At 67.6% G+C, this 12,965-nt stretch carries 11 protein-coding genes; 8 read left to right on the forward strand and 3 right to left on the reverse strand.

Features of this window, described 5'->3' with window-relative positions; all coding sequences use genetic code 11:
• Positions 1–34: 34 nt before the first annotated feature.
• Together glnK and ACT531_RS02990 are read right to left on the reverse strand one after the other, a co-directional pair.
• The gene (gene glnK, locus ACT531_RS02985) at positions 35–373 is read right to left on the reverse strand and encodes a P-II family nitrogen regulator (RefSeq protein WP_015012094.1); all 339 of its coding nucleotides are present in this window, start codon (positions 371–373) and stop codon (positions 35–37) included.
• A gap of 43 nt (positions 374–416) precedes the next feature.
• Positions 417–1,127: a TorF family putative porin gene (locus ACT531_RS02990; protein ID WP_476016415.1), complete on the reverse strand. Its 711-nt coding sequence runs from the start codon at positions 1,125–1,127 to the stop codon at positions 417–419.
• A gap of 214 nt (positions 1,128–1,341) precedes the next feature.
• Between ACT531_RS02990 and ACT531_RS02995 the strand changes: the two genes are divergently transcribed.
• Positions 1,342–2,886, forward strand: a complete 1,545-nt coding sequence (locus tag ACT531_RS02995) for a YifB family Mg chelatase-like AAA ATPase (protein ID WP_476016416.1) — start codon at positions 1,342–1,344, stop codon at positions 2,884–2,886.
• 183 nt (positions 2,887–3,069) lie between these two features.
• The gene (locus ACT531_RS03000) at positions 3,070–3,567 is read left to right on the forward strand and encodes a MarR family winged helix-turn-helix transcriptional regulator (protein ID WP_110960490.1); all 498 of its coding nucleotides are present in this window, start codon (positions 3,070–3,072) and stop codon (positions 3,565–3,567) included.
• Between the two features lie 28 nt (positions 3,568–3,595).
• On the opposite strand, the gene ACT531_RS03005 is transcribed toward ACT531_RS03000, so the two are convergent.
• On the reverse strand, positions 3,596–4,489 hold the full coding sequence (locus ACT531_RS03005) for an amidohydrolase family protein (RefSeq protein WP_476016417.1): 894 nt from the start codon (positions 4,487–4,489) through the stop codon (positions 3,596–3,598).
• A 160-nt stretch (positions 4,490–4,649) separates the two neighbouring features.
• On the opposite strand from ACT531_RS03005, the gene ACT531_RS03010 reads away from it, so the two are divergent.
• The 6 genes from ACT531_RS03010 to ACT531_RS03035 all read left to right on the forward strand — a co-directional run bounded on the left by ACT531_RS03010 (position 4,650) and on the right by ACT531_RS03035 (position 12,956).
• Positions 4,650–5,432 (forward strand): crotonase/enoyl-CoA hydratase family protein, encoded by a 783-nt coding sequence (locus tag ACT531_RS03010; protein WP_060984553.1) that lies wholly within the window; start codon positions 4,650–4,652, stop codon positions 5,430–5,432.
• Between the two features lie 40 nt (positions 5,433–5,472).
• Complete coding sequence (locus tag ACT531_RS03015) at positions 5,473–7,350, forward strand: feruloyl-CoA synthase (RefSeq protein WP_476016418.1); 1,878 nt, start codon at positions 5,473–5,475, stop codon at positions 7,348–7,350.
• Between the two features lie 28 nt (positions 7,351–7,378).
• Complete coding sequence (locus tag ACT531_RS03020) at positions 7,379–8,143, forward strand: SDR family NAD(P)-dependent oxidoreductase (protein WP_476016419.1); 765 nt, start codon at positions 7,379–7,381, stop codon at positions 8,141–8,143.
• Positions 8,144–8,245: 102 nt separating this feature from the next.
• A complete protein-coding gene (locus tag ACT531_RS03025) occupies positions 8,246–9,235 on the forward strand; it encodes a Bug family tripartite tricarboxylate transporter substrate binding protein (protein WP_209816568.1) in 990 nt (329 codons plus the stop codon).
• A gap of 124 nt (positions 9,236–9,359) precedes the next feature.
• Positions 9,360–11,087, forward strand: a complete 1,728-nt coding sequence (locus tag ACT531_RS03030; protein ID WP_476016420.1) for an acyl-CoA dehydrogenase family protein — start codon at positions 9,360–9,362, stop codon at positions 11,085–11,087.
• A 153-nt stretch (positions 11,088–11,240) separates the two neighbouring features.
• Positions 11,241–12,956: a tannase/feruloyl esterase family alpha/beta hydrolase gene (locus tag ACT531_RS03035; protein ID WP_476016421.1), complete on the forward strand. Its 1,716-nt coding sequence runs from the start codon at positions 11,241–11,243 to the stop codon at positions 12,954–12,956.
• Positions 12,957–12,965: the final 9 nt, after the last annotated feature.

Raw genomic sequence — 12,965 nt, forward strand, 5'->3', positions numbered from 1 at the left:
CGTTTCTCTTCTTGGATGGGATGCGGCCTCGCCCTTACAGGGCTTCCTTGCCGGTTTCGCCAGTGCGGATGCGCACCACCTGCTCCAGGTGGGTCACGAAAATCTTGCCGTCACCGATCTTGCCGGTGCGCGCTGCGGTCTCGATGGACTCGATCACGCGGTCCACCAGGTCGTCGGCCACAGCGGCCTCGATCTTGACCTTGGGGAGAAAGTCCACCACGTACTCTGCACCGCGGTACAGCTCGGTGTGGCCCTTTTGGCGGCCAAAGCCTTTGACTTCGGTCACCGTGATGCCTTGCACGCCGATGTCGGAGAGCGCTTCGCGCACTTCGTCGAGCTTGAAGGGCTTGATGATGGCTGTCACCATTTTCATTTTCAGATCCTCCGGAATGGGCGCCACCGGCGCCCATTGAGACTTACAGGGTTTTGGTGAGCGTGACGATCACGCGCGACTTGTTGACCGGGCCGTAGAAGGCCTTCTTGGTGGCGCCGACCACGGCAGCGCCGAGGGACACGCCGCCGCCGAAGTCGTACGAGCCGCCCAGGCTGTAATCCATGAAGTTGGGGGCGGTGATGTCACCACCAAAGCGGGTGAAACCGACCGATGCCTTCAGCGTGGTGCTGGGGGCCACTTCCTGGGCAAACGCCAGGTTCAGGTAGCCAGTGTTGCGGCCCTTCATGCCAGGACCGGCGTAGGCAAAGTAGTCCTTGGACAGGGTGTGCGAGTACTTGGCCGTCACCGGGCCGAAGGTGGCAGCGCCATAGACTTCGGTGGTGTTGCCCGCGCTGTTGCCGGGGTAGATGTAGGTCAGCAGGCCCACGTCCAGGTCCACATCGCCGGCCTTGAACTTGTAGCCGCCGTACAGGTCGGATTCGAGCGAGTTGCCGGACAGCCAGTTGACGCTGGAGTTCCAGTTGCCCACGTAGAAGCCGGTTTCGCCGAAGGTGTAGTCAAAGCCGCCTTGCAGTGCAGGCTTGACGGTCTTGACCTTGGACGTGTCCTGGTCCTGGCCGCGGAACTTGTAGTTCGTGGTCAGGCTGACGTTGGCGGTGAGCTGGGCGCTGGCCAGCATGGGAAGGGTTGCAACAAGGGCAACGCCCAGGGTCTTGATGATGGCGCGGGTCATGTTTCCTCCGGTTGGACAAAGTAGGGACAAGCGCTTTAAGCACGGACCGTGCCACGCCAAGGTGCAGAGAGTGCCGCACGGTTGCGTTGCGTTACAACAATCCCCAGTACAGTGGCGGTGACCGCGCTCGGAGCGCCGCACTCAACTGGTGCAGGCGCCCCGCAGGCCGCGCTAAAAACCCACAAAACGCACCCATCTGGGGAGAAATCGCTTCATGAGTCTTGCTTTGGTGCAAAGCCGCGCCCTTCTGGGGCTGCAGGCGCCTGCAGTCACCGTCGAAGTGCATCTGGCCAACGGTTTGCCCAGCTTCACGCTGGTCGGGCTGGCCGAGGTGGAGGTGAAAGAAGCCCGCGAACGCGTGCGCTCGGCGCTGCAGAACGCAGGGCTGGAGTTCCCGACCAACAAGCGCATTACCGTCAACCTCGCGCCTGCGGATTTGCCCAAGGACTCGGGCCGCTTTGACCTGCCCATCGCCCTGGGCATCCTCGCCGCCAGCGGTCAGGTGGACGCCAGCCGCCTGGCAGGCTACGAGTTTGCAGGCGAGCTGTCGCTGTCGGGCGAGCTGCGCCCCGTGCGCGGCGCGCTGGCCACCAGCCTGGCGCTGCAGACGCAGCAGATCGATGCCCAGCTGGTGCTGCCGCCCGGCAGCGCCGAAGAAGCCGCCCTGGTACCCGCCGCGCGCGTGGTGCGTGCCCGCCACCTGCTGGATGTGGTGCGCGCGTTCCTGCCACCCGGCAGCACGGCCGGCGGCAATGCCGACGTGGCCAACGACGGCTGGACGCGCCTGCAGGCCACCGCGCTCGCCGCCAGCACCACCGGGCCCGACATGGCCGATGTAAAGGGCCAGGCCGGTGCCAAGCGGGCGCTGGAGATTGCAGCGGCCGGGGGCCACAGCGTGCTGATGGCCGGGCCACCGGGCTCGGGCAAGTCGATGCTGGCGCAGCGTTTTGCCGGGCTGCTGCCGGCGATGACGGTGGACGAGGCGCTGGAGAGCGCCGCCATTGCCAGCCTGGCGGGCCGCTTCAGGCCCGAGACCTTTGGCGTGCGCCCCACGGGCCAGCCCCACCACACGGCCAGCGCGGTGGCGCTGGTGGGCGGTGGCTCGCCCCCCCGGCCGGGCGAGATCTCGCTGGCCCACCAGGGCGTGCTCTTCCTCGATGAACTGCCCGAATTCCCCCGCGCTGCGCTGGAGGCACTGCGCGAGCCGCTGGAGACCGGCCACATCACCATCGCCCGGGCGGCGCAACGCGCGGAGTTTCCGGCCCGGTTCCAGATGATTGCGGCGATGAATCCGTGCCCCTGCGGCTTTCTGGGCTCCACGCAGCGCGCCTGCCGCTGCACGCCCGACCAGGTGCACCGCTACCAGGCCAAGCTCAGCGGCCCGCTGCTGGACCGCATCGACCTGCATGTCGAGGTGCCCGCCCTGCCCGCCGAGCAGCTGGTGCAGGCGGCTGCGGGCGAGTCCACTGCCAGCATCCGCGCCCGGGTGGAGCAGGCCCGCGCCCTGGCCCTGGCGCGCCAGGGCTGCACCAACCAGGCGCTGCAGGGCCAGGCCATCGACGCCCACCTGCACCTGGATGATGCGGCTGCCAAGTTCCTCAACACCGCTGCCGCGCGCCTGGGCTGGTCGGCCCGCAGCACGCACCGGGCGCTGAAGGTGGCGCGCACCATCGCCGACCTGGCGAGCGCGCCGACCACCGAGGTCAGCCATGTAGCCGAGGCTGTGCAATACCGCCGCGTGCTGCGCAGCCCGGCGTGAGTGGCGCTGGCGGCGTGGCACGCCCAAGCGGAGCGGTGGTGCGGGCAGATATCAAATTGATAGCACCTGGCGCATGTTTCACTAGCGCCTGTGGCTGATTTCGATCAAAAAGAGGGCCCACAGCACCTGCTGGGCGCTGCGCGCCGGTAGCAGGGGCCCGGGCGCCCGGCACAATCTCCCCCCATGTCCAGCGTCCGTTCCTCCAAGAAGTCCCCCTCGGTTCCCGCCCCCGCCGACACCGCAGCGCCCGCCAGCGAGCCCGTGGACACCGGCTTTTTGCGCACGCTGGTGGGCTACAACACGCGGCGCGCGGCGCTGTCCATCATTGCCGTGTTCATGGAACGCATGGCCGTGTACGACCTGAAGGTGGTGGATTTCTCGGTGCTGTCGCTGGTGGCGCACAACCCGGGCATCACCTCGCGCCAGCTGTGCGCCACACTCAGCGTGCTGCCGCCCAACATGGTGGGCTTGATTGCGGCGCTGGAGCGGCGCGGCCTGATCGAACGCCGCCCACACCCGAGCGATGGGCGCGCCATGGGCGTGCACCTGACGCCCGCCGGGGTGGAACTGACGGCGCAGGCCGAGCAGACGGCCGCGCAACTGGAAGAAGACGCCACCCACCGCCTGACGGCGGCCGAGCGCAAGACGCTGATCCGGCTGCTGCAAAAAGTCTACGACTGAGCGGGCAGCCACCGCCCATGGCGGTGCGTCAGGCGGCCGGTGCCGGTGCTGCCTGGGCCTTGTCCAGCCCCAGCAAGCGCACCGCGTTACCCTTCAGAATGCCAGGCATCACCTCGGGCTTGAAGCCCGCTTCCTGGAAGTCCTTCATCCAGCGCTCGGGCGTGATCAGCGGGTAGTCGCTGCCGAACAGCACGCGGTCCTTCAGCAGCGTGTTGGCGTACTGCACCAGCTGCTTCGGAAAATACTTGGGGCTCCAGCCCGACAGGTCGATCCAGACATTGGGCTTGTGCGTGGCCACGCTCAGTGCCTCGTCCTGCCATGGAAAGCTGGGGTGGGCCATCACGATCTGCATGTCGGGGAAGTCGATGGCCACATCGTCCAGGTGCATGGGGTTGCTGTACTCCAGCCGCAGGCCGCCGCCGCAGCGCATGCCGCTGCCAATGCCGCTGTGGCCGGTGTGGAAGATGGCGGGCATGCCGTACTCGGCGATCACCTCGTAGATGGGCCAGGCCATTTTGTCGTAGGGGTGGTAGGCCTGCACCGTGGGGTGGAACTTGAAGCCCTTGATGCCGAACTCCTCGATTAGGCGGCGGGCTTCGCGCGCGCCCATCTTGCCCTTGTGGGGGTCGATGCTGGCGAAGGCCGTCATCATGTCGCTGTTGGCCTTGGCGGCCTCGGCGATCTCTTCGTTGGGGATGCGGCGGCGGCCCATCTTGGACTCGGCGTCCACGGTGAACATCACCAGGCCAATTTTCTGCTCGCGGTAGTAGGCCACCGTCTCGGCGATGGTGGGGCGGCGGCCGTTCTTGAAGTACTTGTCGGCGGCGCGGTCGTATTCCTCGCCGTAGTTGTCAAACGGGTTCCAGCAGCTCACCTCGGCGTGGGTGTGGATGTCGATGGCGATCAGATTGGCGTGGTCCATGCGTGTCTCCTGGGTTGGCGCCCGCCGGTGCGGCGTCAAACCCCCAGCATGCGCCACGGCGCGTGACGCAGATCAAGGGTAAACACCAATAAAAAACGGGCTTGGCTTGCTTGAATTGGTTATGAACTATAACCACAATTCAACCAACACGAAAGCCTCTATGACCCATCCAGACATCCATTTCGAGCTGCGCGGCGACCACCAGGAAGTGGCCGTGATCCGCCTGACCCGCGCGGCCAAGCGCAACGCGCTGAACGACGGCCTGATCCTCGCGCTGCGCGACCTGTTCGAGAAAATGCCCAGCACCGTGCGCGCCGCTGTCATTGATGGCGACGGCCCCCATTTCTGCGCCGGTCTGGACCTGTCGGAGCTGAAAGAGCGTGACGCCGGCCAGGGCCTGCACCACTCGCGCATGTGGCACGCCGCGCTGGAGCGCGTGCAGTACGGCCCCGTGCCGGTCATCGCTGCGCTGCATGGCGCCGTGGTGGGCGGCGGGCTGGAGCTGGCCAGCGCCTGCCACATCCGCGTGGCTGACGAATCCACCTTCTACGCGCTGCCCGAGGGCTCGCGCGGCATCTTCGTGGGCGGCGGCGGCGCGGTGCGCATCCCCAAGCTCATCGGCGCTGCGCGCATGACGGACATGATGCTCACCGGCCGCGTCTACAACGCACAGGACGGCGAGAAGGTCGGCTTTGCGCAATACCTCGTACCCGAAGGCCAGGCCTTTGCCAAGGCCTTCGAGCTGGCCGTGCGCGTGGCGCAGAACGCCCCGCTGACCAACTACGCGCTGATGCACGCCCTGCCCCGCATTTCCGAGCAGCCTGCCGACCAGGGCTTCTTCACCGAAGCCATGATGGCGGCCATCGCCCAGAGCGCACCCGAAGCCAAGTCCCGCCTCGCCGACTTCCTGGAAGGCCGCGCCGCCAAGGTCCGCAAGGACTGAGCCCGCCCCCAGTCACCCCTTGCCCCTGCTGGAACCCCCTATGAGCGACCTCTCCACCCCCCTCGCCCCGGCCCGCTACCGCCCCGTGACCTTCGGCGTGACCCGCGTCAGCCTGCGTGACGGTGCACCGGGCGTGCGTTACCTGCAGGCGGACCTGCCCCTGGGCGCCTTTGCCCGCCGCGTGACGGACTACCTGGTGCACTGGGCGGAGACCACGCCCGACCACAGCTTTCTGGCACGCCGCGAACAGCTGCCCGGTGGCAAGACGGGTGACTGGCAGCATGTGAGCTACGCCCAGGCGCTCGACGCCGCGCGCAGCATCGGCCAGGCCCTGCTGGACCGGGGCCTGAACGCAGAGCGCCCGGTGGTGGTGCTGAGCGAGAACACCGTCGAGCACGCCCTGCTGGCGCTGGGCTGCATCTACGCCGGTGTTCCCTACTGCCCCGTGTCGCCCGCCTACGCCACCGTGAGCCAGGACTACGACAAGCTGCGCCACGTCATCGACACCCTCACCCCCGGCTTGGTGTTTGCCGCCGACGGCGCGCGCTACGGCAAGGCCATTGCGGCCACCGTGGCGGCCGATGTCGAAGTGATCCTGGCCCAGGGCGCGCTGGAGGGCCGCAAGGCCGGCACCTTCCAGAGCCTGCGCCACACCCCCGCCACCCCGGCGGTGGACGCGGCCATGCACGCCACCGGCCCCGGCACCATCGTGAAGTTCCTGTTCACCAGCGGCTCCACCAAGATGCCCAAGCCGGTCATCAACACCCAGCGCATGTGGTGCGCCAACCTGCAGCAGATCTCGCTGTCGCTGCCCGTGCTGGCCGAGGCCCCGCCCGTGCTGGTGGACTGGCTGCCGTGGAACCACACCTTCGGCAGCAACCACAACTTCGGCCTCACGATGATGCATGGCGGCACGCTGTACATCGACGACGGCAAGCCGACGGCCGCGCTGATTGGCGAGACCCTGCGCAACCTGCGCGAGATCGCACCCACGGTGTACTTCAACGTGCCCACCGGCTTTGAAATGATTGCCGAGGCCATGAAGACCGACGCCCAGCTGCGCGCCAACCTGCTGTCGCGCGTGCGCCTGTTCTTCTACTCGGGCGCTGGCCTGGCCCAGCCTGTGTGGGACAGCCTGCACGCCACGCAAGAGGCCGCCATTGGCGAGCGCATCGTGATGTGCACGGGCCTGGGGATGACGGAATCCGCCCCCTCGGCCATGTTCTGCAACAGCCCCGACGTGCGCTCCGGCCACATCGGCGCGCCCGTGCCTGGCATGGTGCTCAAGCTGGTGGAGGTGGACGGCAAGACCGAGGTGCGCTACCGCGGCCCCAACGTCACGCCCGGCTACTGGCGCTCCGACGCCGCAACGCGCGATGCGTTTGACGACGAAGGCTACCTGTGCACCGGCGACGCCGTGAAGTGGATCGACGAGAACAACATCCACCGCGGCCTGGCGTTTGACGGCCGCATTGCCGAAGACTTCAAGCTCTCCACCGGCACCTTCGTGAGCGTGGGCCCCATGCGCGCCAAGATCATCGTGGCGGGCGCGCCTTACATCCAGGACGTGGTGCTCACCGGCCTGAACATGAAGGAAGTCGGCGCCCTGCTGTTCCCCTCCCCCGCCTGCCGCGAAGTCGCCGGCCTGAGCCCCGATGCCCCCTGGGCCGACGTGGTGGCCCACCCCGCCGTGCGCCAGCGCATCGAAGCCGTGCTGGACGGGCTGGCCCGCGAGGCCACCGGCAGCGCCAGCCGCGTGGCCCGCGCGCTGCTGATGGCCGAGCCGCCGTCCATCGACAAGGGCGAGATCACCGACAAGGGCTCCGTCAACCAGCGCGCCGTGCTCAAGCACCGCGATGCGCTCGTCACGGCCTTGCACGACGACACGGCACCGGGCATCCTCAAGCCCGGCGCCTGAACCCCACCCCGAACAGGACAGACCCACCATGCAGATTCAAGGACAAGCCGCCCTCGTGACCGGCGGCGCATCGGGCCTCGGCGAGGCCACCGCACGCGAACTGGCCCGCCTGGGTGCCAAGGTGGCCGTGCTCGACCGCAACGCCGAGCTGGCCGAAAAGGTCGCCGCAGACATTGGCGGCGTAGCGTGCCCCTGCGACATCACAGACGCCGCCAGCGTGACCGCCGCGCTGGAGAAGGCCGCTGCCGCCCACGGCCCCGCCCGCATCCTCATGAACGTGGCCGGTATCGGCAGCGCCAAGCGCGTGGTGCAGCGCGACGGCAGCGCCGCACCACTCGAAGACTTCGTGCGCGTGATCAACATCAACCTCATTGGCAGCTACAACGTGAGCCGCCTGTTTGCCGCCGCCTGCAGCAAGCTGCCCGTGCTGGACAACGGCGAGCGTGGCGTGATGATGTTCACCGCATCGGTCGCGGCCTTTGACGGCCAGGTAGGCCAGCAGGCCTACAGCGCCTCCAAGGCGGGCCTGGCCGGCATGACGCTGCCCATGGCGCGCGACCTGGCGCAGCACGCCATCCGCGTGTGCACCGTGGCGCCCGGCCTGTTTGCCACGCCGCTGATGAAGGAGCTGCCCGAAGCCGTGCAACAGTCGCTGGCGGCCAGCATCCCCTTCCCGCCACGCCTGGGCAAACCCGAAGAGTTTGCCCAGCTGGCTTGCCATATCGTGACCAACGGCCACCTGAACGGCGAAGTCATTCGCCTGGATGGCGCCCTGCGCATGGCGCCCCGGTAAACAAAGAGCGCCCCACATCAACCCATCAATAACAAGAGGGCGCGAAAGCGCTCCAGCTTGACCCCCGAGATTTCCGTCAGACACACACCAGGAGACATCAGCATGACCACCACCCGCCGTCAATTTGTTCAGGCCCTTGGCGCCAGCGCCGCGCTGGGCGCCTTCCACCCCTTTGCCGCCAACGCCCAGGTGGACCAGGTGAAAGTGTATTTCGGCTTCCCCGCCGGCAGCTCGGGCGACACCGTGGCCCGCCGCGTGGCCGAGAAATGGGCCGGCAGCGCGTTCAGCAAGAACCCTGGCGTGGTGGAAAACAAGCCCGGCGCAGGCGGCCGCATTGCGCTGGAGACGCTCAAAGCTGCGCCCGCCGACGGCTCGGTGCTGGCCGTGGCGCAGGTATCGGCCCTGGCCAACTACCCGCACATTTACAGCAAGATGAACTACACCGACAAGGACTTCGCGCCTGTGTCGATCGCGGCCATCATGCACCACGGCCTGGCCGTGGGCCCCATGGTGCCCGCCAGCGTCAAGACGGTGAAGGACTTCCTGGCCTGGGCCAAGGCCAATCCCAAGGACGCCAGCTACGGCTCGCCCGGTGCGGGCTCCACGCCCCACTTCCTGGGCGCGCTGCTGGGCATCAACAGCGGTGTGGACCTGCGCCACGTGCCCTACCGTGGCTCCATCCCCGGCGTGACGGACGTGGTGGGCGGCCAGGTGGCGGCCATGTTCACGCCACACGGTGACTTCATCGCCAACTACAAGGCCGGCAAGCTGCGCATCCTGGCCACCTCGGGCCCCAAGCGCTCGCAGTACGTGCCCGACGTACCGACGTTTGCCGAACAAGGCTTCCCTGAGCTGACCACCGAAGAATGGTTCGGCTTCTACGCCCCAGCCGCCACGCCCAAGCCGGTGATCGCTGCGGCCAACGCCGCCATCAACGCCGCGCTGAAGGAAAAGTCGGTCATCGACAGCCTGGCCATCGTGGGCCTGATGCCCCATGGCTCCACCCCTGAAGAACAGGCCCGCTGGCAAAAGGCCGAGTACGACAGCTGGGGTCCGCTGATCAAGAAGATCGGCTTCACCGCAGAGTCTTAATTCCTCCTGCGCCGCAGCTCCGGACTGGCACCCCAGTCCGGGCCGCCGCATGGCAAAAAATAGAAGAAACAGCCGCTAGCGCCCAACCATCAAGCGCAAACAGCTACCAATAAGAGAGCAAACCATGCAAGCCCGCCAGACCCTTGCCGACATCCAGCACCTGCTGACCACCGTGCTGAAGGCGCCCGCGCGCTGGCAGGGCCTGGCGCCGTTTGCGGATACCGACGGCGACCTGGCGGCTCAGGTGCTCGACGAGGCGGCCAAGTTTGTGGACAGCGCCATCGCCCCGCTGCAGCGCAGCGGCGACGAAGAAGGCTGCCGCTTTGACGGTGGACGCGTGCACACCCCCGCAGGTTTTCGCGATGCGTACCAGGCCTTCTGGCAAGCGGGCTGGCCGTCGCTGTCTTGCGCGCCCGACGATGGCGGCCAGGGCCTGCCTGCGGTGCTGGAGTGTGTGCTGTTTGAATGGCTGGCCGGTGCCAACCACGGCTGGACCATGGCGCCCGGCCTGCTGCACGGCGCGTACGAATGCATCAAGCACCACGCCAGCGACGAACTCAAGGCGCAGTACCTGGAGAAGGTCGCCACCGGCGAATGGCTGGCCACCATGTGCCTGACCGAAGCCCACGCCGGCAGCGACCTGGGAATGGTGCGCACACGCGGTGTGCCCCAGCCCGACGGCAGCGCGCGGGTGAACGGCAGCAAGATTTTTATCTCCGGCGGCGAACACGACCTGACGGACAACATCGTGCACCTGGTGCTGGCACGCCTGCCCGATGCACCGGCGGGGCCCAAGGGCCTGTCGCTGTTCCTGGTGCCCAAGGTGCTTCAGGATGGAACACGCAACGCCGTGGTCTGCGAACGCATCGAAGAAAAGATGGGCCTGCACGGCAGCCCCACCTGCGTGATGCGCTTTGACGACGCCACTGGCTGGCTGGTGGGCGAGCCCAACAAGGGCCTGAACGCCATGTTCGTGATGATGAACGCCGCCCGCCTGCACGTGGGCCTGCAAGGCATTGGCCTGCTGGAGGCCGCGTGGCAAAAGGCCAGCGCCTACGCCGCCGAGCGCCGCCAGATGCGCGCCCCCGGCGCCAAGGACACCAGCCTCATTCAAGACCACCCCGCCATCCGCCGCATCCTGCACACGCAGCGCGCGTGGATCGACGGCGGCCGCGTGCTGGCCTACCACACGGCCCTGCAGCTCGATGTGGCCAAGCACAGCACCGACGCGGGTGAACGCGCCGCTGCGCAGCGCTGGTGCGCGCTGGTCACGCCCGTGCTCAAGGCGGCACTCACCGACCAGGCCTTTCACGGCGCCAGCGCCTGCCTGCAGGTGTTTGGCGGCCACGGCTATGTACGTGAATGGGGCATCGAGCAGATCGTGCGCGACGCGCGCGTGGCCATGATCTACGAGGGCACCAACGAGATCCAGGCCATCGATCTGCTGGTGCGCAAGGTGCTGGCCGATGGCGGCCAGGGCCTGGCAACGCTGCTGACCACACTGCCCGGCGCAGCCCCCAGCGCCGCTGCCAGCGCACGCCGCCATGCCCTGGTGGAGATCACGCAGACCCTGGCGATTGCCGCCCAGTCCGACCCCGAACTGCCCTACTGGGTGGCCGACGACTACCTGCGCGCCGTGGCGCTGGTGCTGCTGGAATGGGCCTGGGCCCAGATCGGCGCCGCCCGCCCCCACCGCGCGGAACAATCCACGGCCACCACAGACCGCTGGACCACACCCGCCCAGGCCTTCGCCCAGTGGGTGCTGCCCGAGTTCGATCTGCGCACCACCATCCTGCGCCAGCGCATTGCCCAGGCGTTTGAATTCAGGCCGCAGGAGGCCGCAAGCGCATGATTCATATGCACTGGCAGCTCCTGATTCAGTAGCAAAACACAAGCTTCATCCATCTCCCACCCACAGCGTGTTGAGGCCACGTTGCGGGGTTCCTTGCGCCTCAAAAAAACCACTGGAGACAACACCATGCGCTTGAAGATGAGAAGAAACCGGATGCGTGCCCACCACCCCCTGGCACTCTCGGCCGCAGCCGCCGCCTTGCTCATGGGCTGCGGCGGCTCGTCCGATGCCGCCCTGCCCCAGCTCTCCGCGGCCACACCGGCCACCCTGCAGTCGTGCGCCACGCTGGCCAGCAGCCTGGCGTTGCCCGACACGCGCATCACCTCGGCCGAGCAGGTGCCCGCCGGCCCGCTGACGCTGCAGGGCGTGACCACCCAGGCGCCCGCGCACTGCCTCGTCAAAGGCAAGATGAAAGAGCGCACCGGCCCCGTGGACGGCGCCAGCTACGCCATTGGTTTTGAAATGCGCCTGCCCGTGGAGTGGAACGGCCGCTTTCTGCACCAGGCCAACGGCGGCCTGGACGGTAGCGTGGTCACCGCGCTGGGTTCGGTGAGCGGCGCCGCACCCGTGGCACCCGGCCTGGTGCAAGGCTTTGCAGTGCTCAGCTCTGACGCAGGCCATGGCGCACCCACGCCCTTCTTTGGCGTGGACCCGCAGGCCCGGCTGGACTACGGCTACCAGGCCGTGGGCACCCTCACCCCCATGGCCAAGAACCTCATCAAGAGCGCCTACGGCAAGGCGCCCGACCGCTCGTACCTGGCCGGCTGCTCCAACGGCGGCCGCCACGCCATGGTGGGCGCATCGCGCTATGCCGACCAATACGACGGAATCCTGGCGGGCAACCCCGGCTTTCACCTGCCCAAGGCCGCCACCACCCAGCTGTGGAAGGCCCAGCAATACGCCAAGGTGTCCACCAAAGACGCCACCACCGGCCTGCCCGACCTGACCACCGCCGTGAGCCCGGCCGAGTTCAAGCTCATCAGCAGCAAGATCGTCGCCAAGTGCGACGCACTGGACGGCGTGGCCGACGGCCAGGTCAACGACGTGGCCGCCTGCCAGGCCGCCTTCAACCTGCAAACCGACGTGCCCACCTGCACCGGCGCGCGCGACGGCAGCTGCATCACCAGCGAGCAAAAGGGCGTGCTGGCCAGCATCTTTGCCGGCCCCAAGAACAGCAAGGGCGAGGCGCTGTACACCGGCACTTGGTGGGACCCCGGCGTTGCGGGCGCCAACTTTGCATCGTGGCACTTTGGCGCGCCCGCCACGCGTGACGCCGGTGCGGTGGCCTTCATCTTCACCTCGCCCCCATCCACCGTGGCAGCGTTCACCGCCATCCCCGGCATGCAGTACGCGCTGAACTTCAGCATGGAGACGGACTACCCCAAGATGTTCGCCACCAACACCACCTACACCGAGTCGCCCTGGTCGTACATGACCCCACCCAACGAAGCCGACCTGAGCGCCCTGAAGAACCGGGGCGCCAAGATGATCGTCTTCCACGGCGTGGCCGACGGCGTGTTCTCGCCCATGGACACCGCCAACTGGATGGACCGCCTGCAGGCCAACCACAGCGGCAAGGCCGACGCCTTTGCCCGCCTGTTCCTGGTGCCTGGCATGAACCACTGCTCAGGCGGCCCCGCCACCGACCAGTTCGACATGCTGGCCCCGCTGGTCGCCTGGGTGGAACAAGGCAAGGCACCCGACAGTGTGACGGCGAAAGTGCGCGGCGCAGGCGCCAATGTGGTCAACGCCGAACTGCCCGCCAGCTGGTCCGCCAACCGCACCCGGCCGCTGTGCGTGTACCCCAAGGTGGCACGCTACAACGGCACGGGGGATGTGGAAAGCGCAAGCAGTTTCAGCTGTAAGTAATCAGTTCAA

Source organism: Acidovorax sp. DMC1 (genome assembly GCF_056314325.1).